Origin of the sequence: Shewanella atlantica (assembly GCF_003966265.1) — a bacterium.
Lineage (GTDB): Bacteria > Pseudomonadota > Gammaproteobacteria > Enterobacterales > Shewanellaceae > Shewanella > Shewanella atlantica.
In genome coordinates this window covers 128807-151765 of record NZ_RXNV01000004.1, presented here as the reverse complement: position 1 = coordinate 151765, position 22959 = coordinate 128807, and the positions used below count along the sequence as shown (strand labels likewise).

Below are 22959 nucleotides of genomic sequence, written 5' to 3'. Positions count from 1 at the left end.
CTCTGAATTAGCGAACTTGGATCAGTTCAATTTGGTAACCATCCGGGTCGGTAATAAAGGCAATATGTGTTTCGCCACCTTTTACCGGTCCCGGCTCACGAGTCACGTTACCACCTAGGGCTCTGATGTTGTCACAAGCGGTATATATATTTTCTACACCCAATGCTAGGTGGCCAAAAGCATTACCATGATCATACTGATTGGTATCCCAGTTGTAGGTCAGCTCAATTGTGGTGCCACCGGCTTGCTCCTCATAACCAACAAATACTAAGGTATAGCGGTAATCATTGTTCTCAGTTCTTTCAAGTACTTTCATACCCAATACATGAGTATAAAATTCGATTGATCTACCTAGGTCGGTAACTCTTAACATGGTGTGTAAAAATTTCATATATCGCCCTTTGAAACGTATTACCAAATCTGGAAGTAAACAGTATGAGTCGTCCGTTTTGATGATGAGTTATTTTCGATGTAGAGAATGTACAGTGAACTAACAAGAACGTTAAATTATCAATGGTTATCAATGTAATAATATTTTGTTATTACCTAGGGCGTAATATAAAGGCTTCTAAGTGAAGATAGGCTAAAAATGCGGTTAGACCTTAAACCGACATTTCAGTCAATAAGTATATTTCGTTACTGGAGAGGGATAAAAGTGTCTATGTTGGGTTTTTCATTTACTACAGTTTAAAAAATTACAAAAATAATTTGTTTTCCCAGTCTTCAATAAGCAGTCATGCCTAGTTAAAACGCAAAAAAATCAACAATTGTGATACACCTCAATTTGAAGGTATACATTGTGTTGAATCGCACTAAAATTTTGCGAACAAAAGTGCATGTTTAGCCAATCTTTAATTAGATTATTCATATGGTCATTATGCAGTTTATATAAATAAAAATAGAAAAAAAGCCTCAACTTAATTGCTGCAAAAGTGCTTTGCGCCACTTGCCTTGAGCCAAAAACAGAGCCGTGGTGAAATATTTGTGACAATCAGGTGCTGCCCATAACAATTTGGCAGCACTTGTGAAAATCAAATATTGGGAAGCCTTATGAAAGCCAAATTAGCCATTGCGTCTGTAATTATTGCAGCCATCTCTATGCCAGCCTGGTCGGATACATTTAAGCAAGAAGTGCCACAAGCTGTTCTACCTATGCACGAAACATCCAAGCCTGTTGAGTTTGATCACTTACGTCACACGCAAGTGGAATGTACTCAATGCCATCATAAAAATGAAGAACGCGGAATGAGCTTCACCTCGTACAAGTGTGCAAGCTGTCACTCTACCGCGAAGAAAGACAAGTCTATTGATAGCTCTTACTTCAAAGCCATTCATGGTCGTAAAGCTCTGCCGGGTGATCTTGGTACTCGTTGCCTTTCTTGCCACGTGAATGAACAAAAGACCCGAAGTAAAGACAAGCCAAGCTTAACTGGATGCACTAATTCCAGCTGCCATAAATAGTAATTAGAATTGAGGTAATTATGAGTATTGACCGCCGTACGTTAATCAAGTTTATGGGAATGGCCGTTGCAGGCGCTCCTGTCGGAGTATCATTCGCCAACAGTAACGCCGATTCATCGAAGCGCAAGCTCTTTGAAGAGACAAAACTGGGCACCTTAACCCTGAAGAACAGACTCATCCGTTCAGCAACATCACAATATCGCGCCACGGTTGATGGTGATCCCACTGAAGATTTAATGCGGGTTCATCGCGAGCTGGCAGAAGGTGGAGTCGGTCTTATTATCACTGGTCTGACTTATATCTTAAAAGAAGATCAGTATGGTCAAGCCGGAACAGGGTTATACGACGACTCTCAGATAGAACTGTACAAAAAAGTTGTTGAAAATGCCCACGAACACGGCTCAAAAATCGCAGTTCAGTTGGCTATGGTTGGTCCGCAGAGTGATTATCGAATCGATCACCGCGATGTATACGGTGCATCGAAAGTACCTCATCCAATCTATGGCACTGTGCCAAACAAAGTCATGACCAAGCAAGACATAGAATATTCGCTTCAGGCATTTATCGATGCAGCCATCAGAGCTAAGAAAGCAGGATTCGATGCCATTGAGTTGCACTTCGCCCACAACTATCTGGTGAGTCAATTCTTATTCCCTTATTACAATGACCGTACTGACGAATATGGCGGCCCAATAGAAAATCGTGCCCGCTTTGCGTTTGAAATTTTAGAGGCCGTACGTGGAGCTGTCGGTCCTGATTACCCAATCATTGCAAAAGTACATGGACGAGACTACTTAGGTAGCCAAGCTGGTGGTAACACCCAAGATGAAAACCTTTATGTCATTAAAGGTTTAGTTAAGCGCGGTATAACTGCATTAGATATTAGTGGCGGTAATAAAGTACGTGGAATGGGAGAGTTCCATCCGGAAATCCAAGACGAAAAAGATCAATCCTATTTCGCTAATGATGCCAAATATATCAGTGAGCATGTGGATATTCCAATGATGGTGACTGGTGGTAACCGTTCGCCAAAACTAATGGAAGAAATTCTTGCTGAAGTTAAAAATGTTGAAGCATTTGGCTTCGGCCGGACCATGTTGTCAGAGCCAAATCTAGCCAATAACTGGAAACAAGATCCAAATCATAAGCCAAGATGTTTATCGTGTAACTGGTGTATCGCCAATTACGGCACGCAAAAATCTCAGTGTGTTTTAAACGTATCCCGCGCTTATATTCCTGCCGGACATTAACTATTTAACCAATTAATTTAGATCACCTGATTGACCGCACACAAACTAATAACCTGTGCGGTCTTCTAAGACCTGTTTATGGAAATTATAAAAATGAACAATACAAGTGTATTTGCTCTGATTTGCAGTGCAATGATGTTAAGTACCCCAGCAATAGCTGAGAGTAATTATGATATGGGCGGTATGGTCCGCGTGAACTATTCCTATGTGGATTATGACGAGGCATCAAAAGACAAATACGGTGACATGAAATTTGAGGTTGCCGCATTTTCGTTTAACGGCGAAATGGATGACTTTGGTGTATCGATGGAATATCGCTTGAGAGCTGATTTTGATGCGATTAAACATGGGTATGCTTACTATACTCCCAATGACGACACTATGATAAGAGCTGGTGTCACTAAGGTACCGTTTGGAAACATAGGCTTTATCTCTAATAGCTTCTGGCTAAGCTTGCAGTACTACGTCGGCTTTGAGGATGACTATGACACCGGTTTTTCTGTTCAATTTGATGGTGAAAACTCTCGTACCGATGTGGCTTTCTTCAAAGGTGCAGAAAACTCTGCATCAATGACCAATCGATTCGCAGCGGATCTCTATACAGGTACTGTCAATGGCACCGAATATACGGCAGAGGAATCCAATCAGATTAACCTTCGCCAATCATTCTTTGTCGATACCTTTGGTATTAAATCTACTATTGGAGCATCAGTTGAGTATGGCCAAATGTATGACAATGCTACAGGTAATAACGACAATCGTTATGCATATGCAGTCCATTATGATGGTACATTAAATGGTTGGAACGTGCAGGCTCAGTACCTAAAATACGAATTTGATACAGCTCCAGAACAAAACGCTGTGGCATTGAGTGTGGTTGGCGCGGCTTATGAGGTGGCTTCAGAAGCCTCCTCTATTACGGCTAACGTATCCAAAACTGCAGAGCTAAGTTGGGGCACATTTAAGTTCTATAATGACTTTAATGTTTTGATGCCAGAGCATGACGATTTTGACGATAGCTACCAAAACGTCACCGGTATGAGTGTTGCAAACGGGCCGCTCCTTGCTTGGTTCGATTTTATTGTGGGCAAGAACATGCTTTGGTCTTCACGTAGCAACCATGTAGGCTTACAAGATGAATTCGGAGATTGGGACAAGAAAATAAACATTAACCTGGGTTACTACTTCTAAATAAACTGGGTTACTTTCTCAAAAAATGGGCCAATCAACTCGATTGGCCTAATTAATTATTTGATAGATAAAGTACACTGCAAAGGCATCACATGATAAATGAAAACGTTACATTAGATGAACTTAGAATCTTAATGGCAGTGTATGAGTCTGGCTCAATAACCTCTGCATCAGCTGATTTGGGGGTAATGCCTTCAACCATCAGTCGCAGCTTATCCAGACTTGAGCTGAAGTTAGACACATCGTTAATCATGCGTAACACGAGAAAGATAGAATTTACTAATGACGGACTAAAATTACTTGCCCATGCCAAAGAGATAACTACATCAGTTAACAATATTGAACATGAATTCAGAACTAACGACTCAACGCCATCTGGTACCTTGCGAGTTAATGGTGCTTCTCCAGTCTTAGTTCATCTGGTTTGCCCGATTATAAAGAAGTATTTAGAACTTTATCCAGACGTGAACATTGAATTGCAAAACAGTGAAGAGATAATCGATATTATTGAAAGCAAAGCTGATATCGCGCTACGAGTCGCTCCCATAACTGAATCGAGTTACCACGTTACTCATATTGGCTCAAGTAAACGGCGCTTATTAGCCAGCTCTGAGTACCTGCGTAGGTATGGCTTCCCAAGTTCAATTGAAGATCTTAAAAATCATATCTTGCTAGGTCTTGAAGGCCCATCCATATTAAATACATGGCCCATTGAAGATGGTAAAGGAAAAAAGTTAAAAATTTGCCCTCGAGTTGTAGCGTCCAGCGGTGAAGTATTGAGGAAGTTGACTCTTTCTGGTGCCGGCATTGCCTGCGTCTCTGACTTTATGACCAAATCAGACCGGAATAATGGAAAATTGATCGAGGTATTGAAGGAGCAAACTGTACATGATAAACGAGATATCAGTGCTGTGTGCTATCGCGGAACCAGTCCTTCAGTCAAAGTATCGACATTTATAGAATTTTTAAAAGATGAGTTACCTATATTTTTATAGCTTTATCTCTTTAAGAATTCTTAGGGTTATGGGGTAGTTTTGGTACTAATTTCTGTTTGTTTTTTCGTCAAGTTGCTCTCTTTAATAATCTTTATCGGTCGTAGGTTTTGTTAACCCTATCTGCAAAATCGTAAGCGTTTGTACACCATGTTCATTTATCCATCCGCTGATCAGTCTGGCCGGGGTGACATCAAAATAGATATTTCTCGGTACGATATGGGGCAGAACAGGTAAGTTTATTTCGGCGGTATCCATCTCTTCCAAATGAATGGTTTCGCTGCTTTTCCTGCTTTGTTTAAAGTTTTCTGCACAGATATAAAACGGGATGCCGACATCATGGGCCGCCAGGGCGGTAAGATAAGTTCCCGCTTTATTAACGACTGAACCGTCAGCCAAAATTGAATCGGCACCCAGTAGAACAACATCTGCTTTTGGCATGAATAAGCCCAATTGTGCGTCAGTGATGTATTGCGTTTCTATGCCTGATTTCGATAGCATTTTGGCGACTAGTAGGCCTTCATTACCCGGTCTGGATTCAGTGATAATCGCGCTTATATTCTTCGTTGCCAGCTTAGTAAAGCAGTTGATAATCGTAGAGCTGATACTATGAGTGAGAACGACACTCTTGTCCGCAATCAGCTCGCAAACATGTTGAACAATGCGATCATTGGCTTGGCTGGATTGCATCATTAAATCGTTTGCTTTACCCAGTGCGACTTGCTTTAAGGTCATTAGATTTGATTGCGGGTTTTTATTCTCATTCTTATTTACTTCCTGTCGCCAGGCATCGATGATATTGGTCAGCATAGCCATGCTGGGACGTGTTTGTTGCAGCTCAAGGGCAAAGGAGTTCAAGTCTTTCAGATAGGTCGCCGGCTCTGTCACCACACTGCGCTGACTATAGTCTGCAAGGGCCTGAAGCGCCACGAAGGCAATTTTAGCAGAGCCACTTTGGTGGTCCGCAATGATTTTTTCCAGGCATGCCTGCTTGAATTGATTGTTCTCCATAAATCAATATTAGTTGATACTGCCCACTTCATCATTGTTTCAGGACCAGGGTTTCAAGAGCTGAGTTTCAGGAGCATTGTTTCAGCATCTGGGTTTTAGAATCACTTTGTGAAGTGTGGTTGTTTACTGCAAACAATACACACCGATGACGCTATGGTTCCCAGCGAATAAACTAAGTACCAAACCCGCCCGATTAGCCCAACCCCGAAAGATAATTGGAAATTGTTATCGGACAAGTGCCTAACCTTGAGTGTTGCAATTTATCTTAACCCCGTTAAGATAATCTCCGGGTCGGCAGTTCACCCAGGCATCGCCACTGCACTTTTTATTGAGCGCAGCGCTAAACCTGCTGATAGCACTAAGGGTATCTAATTAAAGATATCAATTTAAGATTTCAGGCTACCTGAAGATTTGTGTGCCTTGTTTGGAATGGCGATCACTGACCCTTGAATGCTGCTGCATTCGATTATTAGGCACCCAGAAAACGGGTAAATCCTATGTCAAAAAATCTGACCCCTTTTAGCTGCGACGATATCTCTTCGTTGGCTAAATCGTTACGTAAACAGTTGCAACAACATGAGTCGTTTCCCAGCCATGTAGAGATGCTAAATATCCTGGCCAAGGCGACGGGTTTACAAAACTTCCAGCAATTGCGCCAGCAGCATGTTGAACAACGGTCTTCTCAATCCAGTCTATCCGTTCCTATTCCTAAACGGCTGATGCCCTTTATGAGTGCGGACTACATCATGCATACCTGGCCTTCGAAGTATGCTATCCAGCAACAAAGTTTGTGGTTTTTCTGGTGTCGGTTTCAGTACCAACAAAGCTACAGCGAACGGCAAGTGAATGACACCTTAAAGAACTTCCTCGACTTTGAGGATTTTGCTTTGATCCGCCGTGAGCTTTGCAACCATAAACTGCTTAAACGCACCGATGATGGCCGCACTTATTGGCGTGCATCGGCAACGCCTCCCGAAGGTTTTGAGTCTCTGGCCGATTTTTGGTCTAGCTAAGTCTTTTTGGCCTAAATAAGTCCAAGTGCTGAGTGTTAAGTACCATTGGGCTAAGTGCAATTGGCCTGGCCAATTTCAGCGTGATAACCGAGGAGCGTTAAGTGAAGTTTCAAGTGATCAATGAAGAAGATCCCGTACTGGTGAATGAACTGGTTGACGGTGTGCGGGCGCATGTCCATGAACAGTTGGGGGATGAATCAACGCTCCCGCTATCGGTCATAAGTCGGGATGATAATGGAGAATTAATCGGAGGAGTTTCCGGGCGGACCATTTACAGAAACTTCTTAATTGGAGTGGTTTGGGTCGATAAAAAATACAGAGGCACAGGACTTGGGCGGCAGCTGATGGAGTTAGCCGAAGACGAGGCAATAGGGCGAGGCTGCTTAGTTTCCCAGGTGGATACCTTGTCAATCCAGGCACCGGTGTTTTATCAAAAACTTGGGTTTGAGATTATCGGCTCAGTACCTGAGTTCCCGGGAAGCCCTGCGCGCTACTTTCTGATGAAAACCTATGGTGAAACATAAGTATTTAGCGAAACATAAATAATCAGTGAAACAATAGTTATTGAAATATAAGTAATGGGACAAGGCCCCTGTCGCTTGGCAGACAGGGGCAGATTGCTAAGCTCATTTATATTCAAGAATGACTTTAGCTTTAGTGTAACTCTCTGATTAAAGCATCATCCCGCCAAACGCAAACCCTAATGCCACTGAGGTCGATATAGTGACGAGTCCTGGGATCAGGAATGGATGGTTAAATACCATATTTCCGATGCGTGTCGAGCCGGTATCATCCATCTGCACTGCGGCTAACAGTGTCGGGTAAGTTGGCAATACAAATAGGGCGCTTACGGCGGCAAATGAGGCGATAGCGGTGATGGGGGCGACGCCAATGGCTAAGGCTGCCGGCATCAATGCAGTAGTGGTCGCGCCTTGGGAGTAGAGCAGCATAGATGCAAAAAACAGGGTCACCGCCAGCATCCAGGGGTACTGATTAAGCACATCTGCAGAGAGTGCTTTAATATCGTTAATGTGGCTGGACACGAAGGTGTCTCCCAGCCAGGCGACACCTAACACACAGATGCAGGCACTCATACCGGACTTGAAGGTAGCGGCATTGGCAATCTCTGAGGCATCAATTTTGGTGAATGCCACAATCGCAGTAGCAGCCGAAAGCATAAATACCATGATGGCTTCATTGCGGCCCAGAGATGGGTTTGGAATAAGGTTTACCGTGTCTGAGATTAAGGTGGCGTAAACAATGACACCGATAATGGCCGTGATAAATATATAGGTTGCGGGTTTGGCCGTGGGGAGAATATCCCTTTGAGTTTTGCCCTGCAGTTTAATTAATCCCTTCTCCAGGCGCGCCTGATATACCGGGTCATCTTTCAATTCACAGCCTAAGAAATTAGAGACGAAAGCCCCGACCATACAGGCGATGAAGGTGGTGGGGATGCAGACAGCCAGCAGCGTCAGGTAACTCACACCGATGGGTTCTAAAATCCCGGAAAAGAATACCACTGCAGCCGATATCGGGGAGGCGGTAATGGCGATTTGCGAGGCTACGACTGAGATCCCAAGGGGTCTCGATGGCCTGATGCCTTGTTCTTTTGCCACTTCGGCGATGACCGGCAGTGTTGAAAATGCCGTATGGCCGGTACCCGCCAGCAGCGTCATAAAGTAGGTCACGACAGGGGCATAGAAGTTGATATGTTTAGGGTTCTTGCGCAGGAAGGTCTCTGATAGATCGACCAGCCATTCCAGGCCTCCAGCTACCTGCATTGCAGCAATGGCTGCAATCACCGACATGATGATAAGAATCACATCGACCGGAATGTGGCCGGTATCGACGCCGAGAAATAGTGACAGAACCAGCACGCCGGCGCCGCCAGCCAGACCAATACCTATTCCGCCAATTCTGGCTCCAAGATAGATAAACGCGAGGACAACGAATAATTCAACAAAAACCATAAAGAACCTAATCTGAATCAAAGGGGAGATACATGCCTGCCGGGCAGGACGCAATGAATGTTCAGGTGAAGCTTATTAGGAGATTTGGTAGCGCTTTTCCCTGGGACATCGGATTTTACTATCCTTGTTACTTATGTAGGGATGGTTAATTCACTATTTGTTAAAGCTGTGAGTTTGCTCACGTGATAAATGTCTGCGGTAGGGGAAGGTGCGCAGTTATGGGCTGTTTGTGGCATTGACGCAATAAAAAAGCCCGCAGTGCGGGCTCTTATATAAATCGGGATTATCACTCGTTCATTATGAAGATGATCGGCGTTACTTTTTTACCCATTTACCACTCGAATTTTTGATGTACTGACCTTTCTTGGTCGCTTTCATCGCTTTTTCGGCGGCAAGTTTGGCTACATCATCCACTGAGATACCATTTTTTCGGGCGATCTTCTGATAGTGGGTTTTGCGCTTAGCGTTGACCTGCTTAGCGACGGAATTAGATTCCGGGTTACTCTTTACTACGCCCAGGTAACCATTAGGCTGTTCGCCAACGAGCCCCTGAGACTTTGCGTCTTGAAGGGAGATAGCAAACGCATTAAGGCTCAGCAGCAGACCTGCGGCGAGCACCAGTAATTTAGTTTTCATTCTGTACTCCTTAATTAACCGAACCGATTAGAATAACTCGTCGTTGGTGAGTAATTCGTCCAGGTCTTTATCAACCTTTATCTTAATCTCATGTTCAATCTTGACGTTGAGGTTAATCACTATGGGTTTATCTGGTGGCTCAATTTTGACCGTGGGGGTACAGCCGGTCAGAGCCAGGAGTGCAATCATTGCGCTTACGGACGTTCGTAAAACAGGCAATCTTTTCACTGGGAGTTCCTTTTATCTTAATCGGCTCAGACAGATGACAGCCGACGTTTCATATAAGTCTATTATATTGCTCGAAAGATGACACTAAACTGAACGTTTATTTTGAGCATTAAATATTGGCCGCTATTGTCGCACTAACTATATCAATTCAATAGCTTGATGCCATAAATAGATTTAAAAATAAAGTTGGTGCACTAGTTCATCGATTGCTCAATCTGAGTCTGCAGTTTATCACCCACTTGCAGGCTCTTTAATAGTTGGAGCATATTCTCCTCTTGAGAGTAGTTCAGGTGTATAGGTCGTTCAATGCCTTTTCCTCTGCCTTTTACTTTGACCTTAAGTACGGCATCGCCTGAGGGCTCCATATCGAAGGTGCTCGACAGTTGCGTATATTGGAGATGCTCCATGGTCGAAAATGCAAAGTCGAGATAGGGTTGAGACTGGCGCATCTGCTCGACGGCCGGATTGCCGCTCACCGAAATCAAGCCTCCCGGTGCTCGCGCCGCTAAGCGTCCCCCTGTGACTGAGACTTTGCCATTTATAAGATCGACCGGCAATACGCCATCGAAGGTCCCGTCGGCATAGAGTCCCACCTGGGGCTGAATGGCGATTAGCTCCTCTAAGCTCAGGCCTTGTAACACCAGATAACCGTGGGATTTGTCATGTAATTTCAGGCTAAATTCCGGCAACAAAAGCTGGCCTCCAAGAAGGTCGCCTGCGGCATTAAGGTGGATCTCTGCATCACTTAAGTTTGCCGCAATCTTATCGGCAGGCAGGGGCTTTTGTCCGTCTATTAGATTCTCATTGGATGGCTCGGTGAGCCGCGCATCATCGTGGGAGAGGGAGATATCGCCTGAGGCGGTGAGATTCGTTAATAACACGCCGGGATTAAATGCGGCTGCGACGAGATCCATTTCCGGGCAGGTGAAGGTGCTGCTATTGAACTGCTTACTATCTTGTTTCAACTTGAGGTGACAACGGGCAGATATGTCGACGTCTTCGAAGGGAAGGTCGTTAATGCTGCCGCTAAGTGAGGAGAGCTTTGGTGACAATTCGAGGTCGAATTGATTGGCTTGCTCGAACTGACGAAATTGATAATTTGCCTGCAAGCGAGTTTGGCCGTCGATATAAAGATCACCTGGCAGTGAGTAACTGTTTTTAACCGGGAAGAGTAGGGTGCTCAGCTCGGTATCCAGCTGCAGTTTTCCCTGCAATAGTGGTTGGTTTTCAATGCCGGGGATCAGGCTGTGCTCACTCTCAATCTCCAGACCATCGATTGACCAGTGCTCTTGCGAGTCGAGTCGATAGTCATTCCACTTCAGCGTCTGTGACAGACTGGCTTGATAGAGGTGCAGTAGCTTCTGCTTTCTTTTACGCTTATTTTTTATATAAGTGTGATTAATTTCCAGCCCATCGACTTCATAACTCAGCCTATTTTCCAGCATTGAAGTTTTTAACCATTGCTGGAAATCTGACTCATGGTTTGCCTCTGATACGGCAGATTGTAATTGTGGCGAAAATTGAATCGAGACCGAGCTTGGGCTTTCCAATTGAAGCACTAAACGAGGCAGGGAGACAAAATAGTGATCCTTTGAGCTTGTTGGAAAGGGCTTATGGCTTAGCTCGGTTTGTGTTTGCTCCAGTGACAGACTCGGGAGCGATATGTCGAGTGATCTTTGGCTTTTATACTGAGCAGCCTCGTCAGGTTGACTGTCGCCGAGCGTTAATCGGGTATTGCCTTGGCTGGTAAATTGAATATGTTCGGTGGTGATTAGGCTATCGCTACTGCTGCCTTTGCTGATATCGCCTTGGCCACTCTGGTTAATATCGGCGTAGCGTATGGATGAGGAGCTCAGCGTGAAAGGCGCGCCGGTAAACTCGAAGCCAAGATCAGGCTTGTCACCGTCTCTATTACTGGTTTTAGTGAGGCTTACCCTGAGACGGCTAGGCTGGGATGAGCTGAAGGTCAGCGCTTCTGCATCAAACTCGAGCGTTTTAGATTTAGACGAGGGGTTCAAGTGACGGTAAGAGAGCGGGCCCAGACTCATCGTCAGCTTAGGGAGCGCTATATCGAGTCGTCCCGCTTGGTCGTAGCTGACAGCAATATCGTTATGAAGACTAAGCCTCGCCGTTTGGTTGCTGAAGGAAAAATCGGACTCGACTTGGCCAGGTGGTGAATCCTGTCGCTCCTTCACCGTGAACAGACTGGAACTAATCTGCGCATTTTTATTGATATTAAGCTCAACGGAGAAAGACGGTGTTATTTCATTGCTGAGCGGGTCATTATTCGCCGTTATGGCTATACGTCCTTCCAGTGCCAGAGAAGAGGCGCCCAGCGTGATATCTGCAATAGAGTTATTTGCAATGGGCTTGTCTTCAAAGGACTCGCCTGCAATAGACTTATCTTCAATAGAGAGTGGTTCAACTAATAAATCATTTAGCGACAGGGCTTGTTGATGCTCAGCCCTGAACTGCCATTTCCCGTTAAGGCTCAACTGCTGTCTGTTCGCCTCTCTGTTTTTATGGGGCAGAGACAGAGTTACCTCATTTAGTGATATGAAGGCATCAAGCTTCGATTGATTGATGCCGAGCTGAAGCTCGCCCCAGTTGACTCGCTTATCTTGCAGTGAATAGGTGAGAGGCTGTTGCAGACTGAGTTGTATCTCAGGGGATGACTCAGCTGTTAACGTTTGAATTACCTTCGCTATCTGAGCCTTTACAGCGTCATCCTGGATAAGATTGAGCAATACTTTCTGTTGCGCCGGACTGGGGGCAATACTCAAGGTGAAGGGGCGCAGACTCAAGGAAAGATCGGCAAGGTGTCCAATAAGGTCAAACTCTAGATTCACCCTATCGCTCTGATTTTGGATCTCCTGTGCTGACTCCGCATTCTGATAGGTATCGATCGAACGGGGCTCAAGTGTCAGCGATTCCAGATTGCCAAGGATGACTTTGGCCCCTGAGAGTGCATGATGTGACTTCAGCTGAGCGGTTTTGAGGTTAAGATCGATAGTCGAATTCAACCTGCCGGTGAGTTCGATGTTTGCATCTTCTATCCGCTGCTTTAGGTTGAGCAGGGGGAGCAGTGCATTATCATTTAACTCTTGAGTCGATAATCGGCTGAGGAAGGATGTTAGCTCATCGAACACCAAACTGGTGGATATCTGCCAACGTTGCTCGGTTAAATTAGCCGTTAAAGCAAAGAGCTTATTCCCTTGATGGCGCAAACTTGTGTTGAGCTTGCCAGTCTCATCGAGTTGTAGCTTATCCATCACAAGGCTCAGCCTGGCCGGGTCGATGCCGACAAGTGTCAATGAGGTTTTGCCGATATCTATCTCAGGTAATTGATTGAGATCCAGTGCCAGTGTTGGTCCCTGTTCATCGAGGTTTTTGCCCTCTTCGGTGAGTACGGCCGGGTTAAGCGCAACATCAATTTTAGCCAGTGATATTTTATCTATCTGGTTTAGCGATAGCTGGTTTGTAAAGAGCTGAAAAGGCGAAAATGCTTTATCTAAGCTAATTACCAGATCTGCTATTTCAACCAAAGAGCCATGAACCTTGAGGGTTAAGCGTGGAAAATGCCAAACGTTAAGTGAATCAGGCCTGATACTGAGCTCAGTTATCTGAGTGTCATATTCAATGAGATACCGGTTTGCCAGAGTGATGGTCAGCCGCTCATAGGTACTCGCCAGGACGACGAAGAGAGTCAGAAGTATGAGAGTGAAAGCCAATATGAGTCGCTTTGCACGAGATAATTGCCGCAGCATCGATAGCGTGTTTCGGTATTGATTGTAATTATGTTTGAGTTTAGCACGGTATAAATTCAAATAATTGATATTTAGGTCTATTCGGTGGGCTAAACTTGGGTGGTATTGCGAGAGCGATTTAAAATCGCCAGCATTAAAAAAGGCCTTTTCAGTTAGTGAAGTAGGCCTTGTTTTAGTTGTGTTTGCTTGAGTTCAGCTTCTATTTCAGGTTATTTTCCTGCCGTTTACGCTTTCCAGCCAACTTTTGTAGTTAGCGTGTGGGACTCATTAGGGGCTAGCGTCAGTTTGTCTTCCAATACATTAGCCGCTTCTAGACAGACCATGCTGAGGTAGTCATCACTATTGAAGCGCGACAGGCGCTGTGACTTATCTATCCATGGATTCCACAGCACTGCGGACTGGCTGTTTTCACGGCCGACCTCGATAATTCCATCCGGCGTATGCAGCTGTTGATTTTGGCTAAGCTGGGTGTAAACCCGGTCAGTCTCTCTGTCGAAAACGACTTCATCTGTGGTCTGTTGATAGGGACCTTCACCGAACTCAATGTACTGTGAGCCTTCAAAACCGCTGGCCCTTAACTGATGAATATCATTAATAGGGAAGTAGGTATGCAATGCCTGAGTTAAGGGGACTGGCTGGTCACTCAGGTTGGTGTTGGTTAACGAGACCGTCAGTGTATCGGCCAGGATAAACATCACCTCTACACGGGTGTCGTGGGGCCAATATTGTCTGTTTTCTTCGGTTATCTGTAGAGCGAACTTAAGCTCTACCGCTTCAGAGCGCATCTGCACGGACTCGAGGGTCCACAAACTGGTACGTGCAAAACCATGTTGCGGCCAATCAGGGTTATCAGTCATTCCAAACCAGGGCCAACAGATAGGGATCCCGCCTCTTATTCCGCTTCCAGGCTGATAATCGTCTGCACTTGAGACCCACAGCAGTGGTTTTTTCCCTTTAGGTTGAAAGAGATCTATCTGAGCGCCTTGCATAAAAATTCTCGCCTTGCACAGTGGCGTATCAACGTCCACATACTCTAATCCGCTGGCGTGTTTTTTTGTTGTTACAGAACCCATCTATTTCTTCCTCATTCCCTAATATTGAGCTTATTAAGCGTTAGCTTACAGGCTTTTAAACCCTTTCATAAGGGGAAGTTATCTTCATTTCACGGTTACGCTGTTCGAGATCAAAAACAAACTGTGGAATATCGAATAAGTTTGCTTAATAAGTAGACGCCACTTGTAATGAAATGGATTTAAACGCATGATTGAAACCAGTGTATGAAAGGTCAGAATATTTTTGTCTTAATATAAAAATAAAAGGAACAGGGAATGCCGACATATCAAGCCCCACTTCGTGACTACCAGTTTGTATTGAATGAACTTCTTAATATCTATGAGCGCAGCGAACTTCAAGGTTTCGATGAAATTGATGCCGAACTCGCCGATGCCATTTTGCAGGGTGTAGCCGACTTCTCAACCGAAATCATGCTACCGCTTAACGGCAGTGGTGATGTTGAAGGTTGTAAACTGGTCGATGGAAATGTCATAGCGCCTAAAGGATTTAAAGAAGCGTATCAGCAATATGTTGATAATGGCTGGGGCACTTTGACCTGTGATCCTGAATATGGTGGTCAGGGGTTACCCGAAGCCATAGGTGTGTTTGCGACCGAGATGAAAACCGCGACCAATATGGCCTTTGCCATGTATCCCGGACTCACCCATGGTGCCTATGCGGTCATTCATGCACATGGCAGTGACGCACTTAAACAGAAATACTTAGAGAAGCTGGTGACAGGTGAGTGGACGGGTACCATGAACCTGACCGAGTCTCATGCAGGTACCGATCTTGCCCTGTTGCGTACTAAGGCGGTCGAGGCGGGAGAGGGTCAGTATGCTATCTCGGGTGAGAAGATATTTATCTCGTCCGGCGATCACGATCTGGCCGAAAACATTGCCCATCTGGTGCTGGCTCGATTACCCGATGCGCCTGCGGGTGTGAAGGGGATCTCTCTGTTCGTCGTGCCTAAGTATTTAATCAATGAAGATGGCTCACTTGGTGATGCTAATACTCTGTCTGCCACCGGACTCGAGCATAAGATGGGGATCCACGGAAACTCAACCTGTGTGATGAACTTCGATGGCGCCATCGGTGAGTTGGTGGGTGAGCCTCATCAGGGGCTTAGGGCCATGTTCACCATGATGAATCAGGCGAGACTCGGTGTCGGTGTTCAGGGACTAGGCGTGTCAGAAATCGCGTACCAAAACGCACTCGCCTATGCCAAAGACAGAATTCAGGGACGTGGACTCAGCGGTGTTAAGGCACCGGATATGGCGGCGGATCCCATCTTAGTTCATGGTGATGTAAGGCGCATGTTGATGTCGCAGAAAGCCTTCAATGAAGGGGCGAGGGCGATGATAGGTCAACAGGCGTTATGGCTCGATGAGGCCGAGCGTCACAGCGACCCGGAAAAAGCCAAAATGGCAAATAAGTTGGCCGCGCTATTCACCCCGATCGTCAAAGGGTTTGTAACCGACAGGGGCTTCAATGCCTGTGTCGATGCCCAACAGGTATTCGGCGGTCATGGGTATATTCATGAGTGGGGCATGGAGCAATTTGTACGTGATATTCGTATCTCTATGCTCTATGAAGGCACCAATGGTGTGCAGGCGCTGGATCTCGTCGGTCGAAAGATATTGTCTGACAAGGCGGCAACCCTGATGAACTGGTCGGCGCTGGTGAAGCAGTTGATCGAAGAGAACATGGGCAATGATTCAATGAAGCCCTATCTTGCCGGTTTGATGGATGTGTCAAAGGATCTTGAAAAAGCCACGCAATATATCGCCATGAATGCTCCGAAGAATCCCGATGTTATCGGCGCTGCGTCTATGCCATATATGCAAATCTTGGGGATCACGGCATTAGCCTGGATGTGGACCCGCACGGCGTCGACAGCACTGGCGGCGCTTGAAACAGATACCAATGATAGAGAATTTTACGAGGGCAAACTGAAAACAGCCCAGTTCTATATGGGCTATTGGGCGGTACAGACTCGTAGTCTGCGCAAGCAGATTGAGTCCAGTAGTGAACTGCTGACCGAACTCGGTGAGGCCGATTTTTAAGTTTGTAGACTTTGGCGGAGGGGGCTTCAGAGATTGGATTAATTCTGGCAGAAGATGCGAGAAAGCTTGTCGCTCAGATTGAGCGGTTTAAATTGTGAGCTCCCTCGATTAACCGTAAATCATAGAAAAGGCCTGCAGTATTTAATACCTGTCAGGCCTTTTTTGTGCGAGTTATCTGTTTTGGCTAAATGCTATCGTTGCCAATTAAGTGATCCATTAAGACTCTAATGCTTGAACTTTTACAGTCACTGATGGAGCTATAACCGGCTGGTCCGTAGCAGACTGCTCTGTAACAGACTGGGCCGTTTCGACAATGCCTTCTGGATCATTGAGCATGTATCTTGCCAGCCAGGCCGTAAGAGGGATGGTGAGTACGATGCCTACACTGCCGGCCAACGCATGGATGATGCTCAAGGCGATGACGGGGGTGTTGATAAACTGAGTCAGCGGCATATCCAGCCCCCACACCATCATAATCGTGGTTAACGAACTGCCGGCAAACGCCAGTATCAAGGTGTTGGTCATGGTGCCCATGATATCTCGACCTATGTTCATACTCGCCCTCATCAGCTGCTTAGGGCTGAGCTTAGGATCGGTAATTTTCAGCTCGTTATAGGCCGATGCAATTGAGATGGCGACATCCATCACGGCGCCAAGCGCAGAGACCATGATGGCGACAAACATCAGCCAGCGGATCTGAATCGGTTGTGTGGCCAGATAGATAACGTCTTCGCCTTTATCTAAGTAGATACCGGAAAGGTTGGCAAACTCGCCAAATACCTGCGCCATAATACCGGCCGCAATGACGCCGAGCAGAGTGCCCCCCATGGCGCAGAAGCTCTTCTGGTTATAACCGGAGACCAGGATAAAGTTGACGACAATTTTTAACCCCATAAGGAAAATGGTGACGATTACGGGGTTCCAGCCGGCAAAGATAGCCGGGATCAAGACGCCAATGATGAGCGCCGCGGTGAAGTAGAGTGAGATAACCGAATTCAACCCCTCCTTCTTACCGAATGAGAGCAGCAGCAAGAGGAAGGCAAAACACATCCAATAGATGGCGGTCGAGCGTTTGTGGTTATAGGCCCAATACACAGTGCCGTTGGGTGTATCTCTGATCATCATGATGAAGATATCCCCTTTACCGACCAGTACATTATGTTGTCGGCTCAAAGGGTTTTGTACTTCGACTATTTTACCCGCTTCATCTCCCTCTAAGATCTCAGCAGTGAAAATCTGCTTACCGGTTAATATGGATGGGACTCTGGCATCGGGAGCCAGATTATTTGAGATAACATCGACGACACGCGCCTCTACAAACTCTTGTTGCAGCGGCGTCTTAGGTTTCAGACTATCGCTCAAACTGGGAGAGAAATAGAAAATCAACGTCGAGATCAATGCGATAAATAAGGTAAATCGATAGTCTTTTAACATAGGCAGTTTGTAACGAAAGTTATAAAAATAATCATATTTAGGCAGTCTGACACACCAGTAGACACCGATAATGCCAGACTAACCAAGGCAAAAAAAAGGCCTGTTACCAGGCCTTTATTGGGTGCGATTTACTCAGTTACACAACCTGCATAATCTTTAGTCGGATTGACAAAGTATGAGGTCGCGTCATTAACATTCACCGCGTCCAAAATCCCTGGATACTTAGGGTTATCCGGGTCAATCTTGACACAGATCTCTTTGCTTACCAGTCTATTCCACAGTGCCTGACCTGCGCCATTGTCTGTGCGTAGTAAGGTGATTGCACCATTATCCTGGTACTGTTTAATTTCCCAGTTAGGATTAGTGAAATCACTGGCATTAACGCCTTGGTTAGCAGCAACATATTCTGTCAGCATGTCACGGATAGCGTAAACTGGCTCGTTGACTGAATCATAATAAACATCATCACCGGTTGCCCAGCCAAACTTCTTGATGTTTGATCCCCAACGATAGCTGTTTAAGCCGACCTTGTAGCTTGCTGTAGCATCGAATGGCTTACCATCGATCTCGATGATCTCGATACGGCTACCTTCATTTGTTACCGTATAGTTTTCATCCATGGCAAATGAATCGCCGGTCAGGTCGACAACGAAGTCAATCTTACCGTCGAACTGATCATACATGTAAGCTTTAGCACCTTTCTTAAAGGATACGGTAATATCACCGTCTTTATAGGTATTAAAGTAAGTGTAAGACCACTCCATGTAACGCTTCAGGTTTGCACCTGTCATGTTAATACCGATAAGGGTATTGTCATACTTGTAGAGATTCGTTGAATCTTTCTTAGCGTACTCTTGGCCATCAATCAGGTTAGAGCTATCAGAGAATAGTGACGCAGCAGAGACTACGGCTTCAGATTTCTCTAGCTGGATCTGGTTGATGAAGTCCATCAACGGGGTATCCATGACTTTAGCGGTATGAATCGTTGAATATAGACGACCGGTTTCGTGGTCGTAATCTTCATGTACGGCTTCATCGGCGCCGGTACCCGGAGTAAAGTCACCACCGACTAGACCCAGAACAAGTTGAGCATCGGCTTTAGAGATGTCATGAACATACTGGAACTGCGAACTTGTAGTCTGACTTTCTTCGATATTTTTAGATGTGACATTGCTTAATGTCGTATCGACCATCTCCCACTTGCCATCGGTGTTCTTCTTAAGCTTGATATCAGCCTTAGCCAGCGCCCAACCCCATTTACCCGGTTCGATGATCTTAACGCTCTGAGCGCGGTTAGATTCATCATAGGTACCTGAAAGTGTCTTATCTTCGGCGGTATCACCCGCTTCGACAGAGATATCGGTCGAAACGATATCTTCGCCTTCAGCTACCTTCTGTACGCTTTCGATATAGGTTGCGTGTTCGTGACCGGCTAGAATGACGTCAAACTTATCGGCCATCTCTGCGGCAATCTTGTAAACACCTGCACCACCTTCAGAGCTACGTCCGATATGGAAGGCACCGACGATGACATCTGGATTGAATTTTTCAATTAACTCATCAACCGCCGCACGTGTAGAGGCCAGCTCTTCGTCAAATTTAAGACCGGCAAAGTGTCCGGGTGCAGACGCTTCCCAGTTAGGTACGTTAGATGGTGTCACACCGACGATGGCAACTTTAGCGCCATCGACTTCAAAGATCTGGAAGGCACGAATGTAGTTCGCGCTGTTCTCTTCCCACTTGATGTTATTCGATACAACGGCACCGTTGAAATGGTTCAGGTTACGGTCGATAAAGCTGCGTTCGAAGTTAAATTCGTGGTTACCAGGAACCCAGAGGTCAAAGTCCAGTGAGTTTAAGGTAGAAACGACAGGATGCGTTGGATCATCGTTGAAGAGTTGAGCCGAGTTGCCCTGAACGGTATCACCGATATCGATCAAGATCATATTTGGATTATTTGCTTTTTCAGTTTCAAGCAAAGTTGAGATGCGTGTCAGACCCGCATCAGAGTCGACTGCGTCAAGAGCATAATCATAACCAAAAATGCGGCCGTGGAGATCTGATGTTGCACCGATAGTAATGGTGACTTCGTCGACTTCGTTTTGACTCTTAACTACGATATCTGGCGTGTTTGTCAGTGTTTTACCTTGTGTTACCACAGGTGCATAACCACTGTCCGTATTAATTATTGTTTCATCATCCGAGCACCCAGCTAAAGCAGCGAGTACGGCTAAGCACAGTACACTGCGATTAGTTTTTTTCATTATCAACCCCGTATTATTTTTAATTGTGCATTAATTGCACATATATTGACTAAGGCGAATTGTAACTAGTTTAAATATTGCGATTGAAAAACAATCTCAATATGTTTTTAATTCTCGGAAGAATGCAGTTATTCAATCTATTCTCACTTTACTTATTTAAAAAAAGTTTAAATCAGAGTTGAACTCATCTGTTCCGAGAGTTAAATAATACGCCTCAGCGTTTCGGTTAATTACCAAATGATTAATTAGCTACTTTTTAATAACTTTTAATTAACCGAACTGGATTATATCGGCTTGAGTATTAATGATAGTGATCGGTTTCACACATAATGTGCTACAAAAAGATACATTTGCGTTGTAAAAATACACAACTGAGTGTTCGGTAACCATTTTTAACGGGCGAGGAGGAGTGAGCCTTGTGTTGAAGTGATGATATTAGAAATATTTTATACTAATTGTAATTATCTGAACATTTGAGAGAAATTGCATTTTAATTTTCCACTGTTCTTATTCGTAAACAGTGAGGTGATGGGTTTTTAACTTATTACATATTTTATACGGCATAAATATCGCTCAAAATATTTATAATTATATTTTTGTCAGGTGCAATAATCGATTATTTGCCGGCATAGGATGATCTGCACAGAATTTAAGCTCATGCTTTTTTGCCAGTGCATCAATCCATTCGATATTTCGAATTGCACTGCGGTGATCTCGCTCTTTTAACCAAATATCGAACCTGGCATTACTCTCACTGCTGTACTCGCCTCCATAATTAAATGGACCGTATATACACAGTTGTCCTTTTGGAGCTAAATATTTGCCTATACCGCAGAAGAAAGCTTCAACCATCTCTTTTGACATGATGTGCAGGGTGTTGGCGGTAAAGATAGCATCGATAGTTTCGGACTTCGATAATGGCCACTGCTTTGTGACGTCCAGGGCTATGGGGTCGCGTAAGTTAGGAATGTTGGATTGGGCTAAACGCATCTCTATTCCCTCCAGATAGGCCTCCTGATCGCTGGTTTGCCAGATAAGATGAGGCAGGTATCTGGCAAAATAAGCCGCATGCTGTGCGCTGCCGGTGCCAATTTCCAATACGTGGCTCGATTGTGCAAAAGCACGTTTAATGACCTTCAATATTGGGTCTTTATTGTTTTCACATGATTGAGAGAAGGGGAGTTGACTCATACTGGCTGCTTGTTCTAATGGAAACGGTCGCGTTTATCACGCCTGTTTTTATACTCTAGCTTGAATCGAGTGGGGAAGAAAGTCGGTGCCAGGAAATTTGGCGGGAGACTCGCCATAGCTGTTCTAGCTACGATTTACAGTGAGTTTATATTCTCTCCTTGGCAGCAAGGCGCATTTCTGCTTTCCGATGCTATAGTTGATATTAACTGTACTTTATGAATTCCATGGAGGGATTAACTACAAAATTGTATCGGTGAAAGGAGATGTTTTCGTTTACATTACTAAGGAAAGTAAAATGAAAAAGTACAGCTCACCATGGTTTAAACGTAAGGGATTTGTCCGTTTAGCCTCTTTATTCATTTTTATCGTGTCGACCCACTTCGGGACTTACCTGGTCGGATATTTCAGCGCTTTCTCTCCTCGATGGGTTGATGAACATAGGGAGGTTCAAGCTCGTGTGACAGATCTGTTTTACCAGCAGGAGGAGTTCATTAATTCCAGCGGTGATAAACGTGCACTGGATGGCTATTATCTGAGTTATCAATTCGGGCTTGAGGGAGAGGAGTTTCTCAGTACTAAAGCGATCAGCAGTTCGCGTTTTCTGACCCTGAAAGAGGGGAGCTATGTTTCTGTCTGGTATTCGATAGATAACCCGGAAGTGAGCGACTTGAAAATTCATCTGGCTGCTAAAGTCGGTGAGGACCCGGTAACCGAGAAATTACTCAGTGCGTTAGGTTTTAGTGTCCCTTTCACTATGATGCTCTATTTTCTACTGTCATTTCTCTTAGTCCAGGAATCGAAAAATGTCCTGCCAAAAGGGCTTTACACCGGTAACTCATGGTTGGATATCGAAGATAAGTACCTGGTGCTTATGCTCTGTGATGAACTGGTATATTTTGGCTTCGATGATAAACAATCTGCTGAGATCCTGCGTGCATACAGCAATGAGGTACCGCCAGATAAACTCATTGCCATGAGTAAGCCTGGCAGGCTTCAGCGTATCGCATTTGATGATATAACCTTAGTGTGCAGCGACCACAACTCCGACGTAATAGAGATAGAACATAAGGGTGGATGCGGAAGGTTAGGGTTCATTAATCAGATGGTTAAGTCGCACGCTCTTGAAAATTTAAAACCTTTTTTCCCCGTAGATCTGGGCTATCACAGAAATGAACGTACCCGGTTAAAAGCAGCCTTACCCTCCTTGTTATTTTTGACTCTCTTGATGGTGGGCGGGCTAACGATAAATATCGTAGGTTTTCAGTTACTGGTAGGTTTTATGGGGATATTTATCGTATTGCCTATCGTTATTTCCCGAATTACCAATCCAACTATCACCGAGAAGTGGTGCAGGGAAGAGGCCTTCACACAGATAGAGGGGCCGGCTTAACGTGGCGGAAACGGTTCACTGCAGTAAATTTGAGAGATA

Annotated in this window: 18 protein-coding genes; 8 read left to right on the top strand and 10 right to left on the bottom strand. The window is 45.0% G+C overall.

All coding sequences use genetic code 11. The features are described 5' to 3' along the window. Positions 1 to 7: 7 nt before the first annotated feature. Complete coding sequence (gloA, locus tag EKG39_RS11915; protein WP_126505969.1) at positions 8 to 391, bottom strand: lactoylglutathione lyase; 384 nt, start codon at positions 389 to 391, stop codon at positions 8 to 10. 659 nt (positions 392 to 1050) lie between these two features. Between gloA and EKG39_RS11910 the strand changes: the two genes are divergently transcribed. The 4 genes from EKG39_RS11910 to EKG39_RS11895 all read left to right on the top strand — a co-directional run bounded on the left by EKG39_RS11910 (position 1051) and on the right by EKG39_RS11895 (position 4897). Then, entirely contained in the window at positions 1051 to 1461 is a 411-nt protein-coding gene (locus EKG39_RS11910; protein ID WP_012143046.1) for a cytochrome c3 family protein, read from the top strand. Between the two features lie 20 nt (positions 1462 to 1481). Beyond that, a complete protein-coding gene (locus EKG39_RS11905) occupies positions 1482 to 2711 on the top strand; it encodes an NADH:flavin oxidoreductase (protein WP_126505968.1) in 1230 nt (409 codons plus the stop codon). 78 nt (positions 2712 to 2789) lie between these two features. Further along, the gene (locus tag EKG39_RS11900) at positions 2790 to 3902 is read left to right on the top strand and encodes a hypothetical protein (RefSeq protein WP_246028483.1); all 1113 of its coding nucleotides are present in this window, start codon (positions 2790 to 2792) and stop codon (positions 3900 to 3902) included. 92 nt (positions 3903 to 3994) lie between these two features. Further along, positions 3995 to 4897 (top strand): LysR family transcriptional regulator, encoded by a 903-nt coding sequence (locus EKG39_RS11895; RefSeq protein ID WP_126505967.1) that lies wholly within the window; start codon positions 3995 to 3997, stop codon positions 4895 to 4897. 81 nt (positions 4898 to 4978) lie between these two features. Here the strand turns inward: EKG39_RS11895 and EKG39_RS11890 are convergent, their stop codons facing one another. Then, positions 4979 to 5905, bottom strand: a complete 927-nt coding sequence (locus tag EKG39_RS11890; RefSeq protein WP_126505966.1) for an eIF2B alpha/beta/delta subunit family protein — start codon at positions 5903 to 5905, stop codon at positions 4979 to 4981. Between the two features lie 497 nt (positions 5906 to 6402). On the opposite strand from EKG39_RS11890, the gene EKG39_RS11885 reads away from it, so the two are divergent. Both EKG39_RS11885 and EKG39_RS11880 read left to right on the top strand, forming a co-directional pair. Further along, positions 6403 to 6918, top strand: a complete 516-nt coding sequence (locus EKG39_RS11885) for a DUF2087 domain-containing protein (protein ID WP_126505965.1) — start codon at positions 6403 to 6405, stop codon at positions 6916 to 6918. A 101-nt stretch (positions 6919 to 7019) separates the two neighbouring features. Continuing rightward, complete coding sequence (locus EKG39_RS11880) at positions 7020 to 7442, top strand: GNAT family N-acetyltransferase (RefSeq protein ID WP_126505964.1); 423 nt, start codon at positions 7020 to 7022, stop codon at positions 7440 to 7442. A 147-nt stretch (positions 7443 to 7589) separates the two neighbouring features. Here EKG39_RS11880 and EKG39_RS11875 read toward each other — a convergent pair whose 3' ends face one another. The 5 genes from EKG39_RS11875 to EKG39_RS11855 all read right to left on the bottom strand — a co-directional run bounded on the left by EKG39_RS11875 (position 7590) and on the right by EKG39_RS11855 (position 14595). Beyond that, entirely contained in the window at positions 7590 to 8891 is a 1302-nt protein-coding gene (locus EKG39_RS11875; protein ID WP_126505963.1) for an anaerobic C4-dicarboxylate transporter, read from the bottom strand. A gap of 315 nt (positions 8892 to 9206) precedes the next feature. Beyond that, positions 9207 to 9527 carry a YdbL family probable chaperone protein gene (locus tag EKG39_RS11870; protein WP_012143038.1) on the bottom strand — a complete coding sequence of 107 codons (321 nt, stop codon included), beginning with the start codon at positions 9525 to 9527 and terminating at the stop codon, positions 9207 to 9209. Between the two features lie 27 nt (positions 9528 to 9554). Then, a complete protein-coding gene (locus EKG39_RS11865) occupies positions 9555 to 9716 on the bottom strand; it encodes a YnbE family lipoprotein (RefSeq protein WP_398355961.1) in 162 nt (53 codons plus the stop codon). A gap of 233 nt (positions 9717 to 9949) precedes the next feature. Next, the gene (locus EKG39_RS11860; RefSeq protein WP_185817585.1) at positions 9950 to 13486 is read right to left on the bottom strand and encodes an intermembrane phospholipid transport YdbH family protein; all 3537 of its coding nucleotides are present in this window, start codon (positions 13484 to 13486) and stop codon (positions 9950 to 9952) included. Between the two features lie 260 nt (positions 13487 to 13746). Continuing rightward, positions 13747 to 14595 (bottom strand): D-hexose-6-phosphate mutarotase, encoded by an 849-nt coding sequence (locus EKG39_RS11855; protein WP_126505961.1) that lies wholly within the window; start codon positions 14593 to 14595, stop codon positions 13747 to 13749. Positions 14596 to 14850: 255 nt separating this feature from the next. Here EKG39_RS11855 and EKG39_RS11850 point away from each other — a divergent pair, with 255 nt between their 5' ends. Continuing rightward, a complete protein-coding gene (locus tag EKG39_RS11850; RefSeq protein WP_126505960.1) occupies positions 14851 to 16641 on the top strand; it encodes an acyl-CoA dehydrogenase C-terminal domain-containing protein in 1791 nt (596 codons plus the stop codon). Positions 16642 to 16857: 216 nt separating this feature from the next. Here EKG39_RS11850 and EKG39_RS11845 read toward each other — a convergent pair whose 3' ends face one another. From EKG39_RS11845 to EKG39_RS11835, 3 genes are all read right to left on the bottom strand, one after another. Next, a complete protein-coding gene (locus EKG39_RS11845; protein ID WP_126505959.1) occupies positions 16858 to 18075 on the bottom strand; it encodes a YibE/F family protein in 1218 nt (405 codons plus the stop codon). 128 nt (positions 18076 to 18203) lie between these two features. Beyond that, positions 18204 to 20339 carry a bifunctional metallophosphatase/5'-nucleotidase gene (locus EKG39_RS11840; protein ID WP_126505958.1) on the bottom strand — a complete coding sequence of 712 codons (2136 nt, stop codon included), beginning with the start codon at positions 20337 to 20339 and terminating at the stop codon, positions 18204 to 18206. 588 nt (positions 20340 to 20927) lie between these two features. Beyond that, positions 20928 to 21530: a DUF938 domain-containing protein gene (locus EKG39_RS11835; protein ID WP_126505957.1), complete on the bottom strand. Its 603-nt coding sequence runs from the start codon at positions 21528 to 21530 to the stop codon at positions 20928 to 20930. Between the two features lie 295 nt (positions 21531 to 21825). Here EKG39_RS11835 and EKG39_RS11830 point away from each other — a divergent pair, with 295 nt between their 5' ends. Continuing rightward, positions 21826 to 22920 carry a DUF3592 domain-containing protein gene (locus EKG39_RS11830; RefSeq protein WP_126505956.1) on the top strand — a complete coding sequence of 365 codons (1095 nt, stop codon included), beginning with the start codon at positions 21826 to 21828 and terminating at the stop codon, positions 22918 to 22920. Positions 22921 to 22959 lie beyond the last annotated feature (39 nt).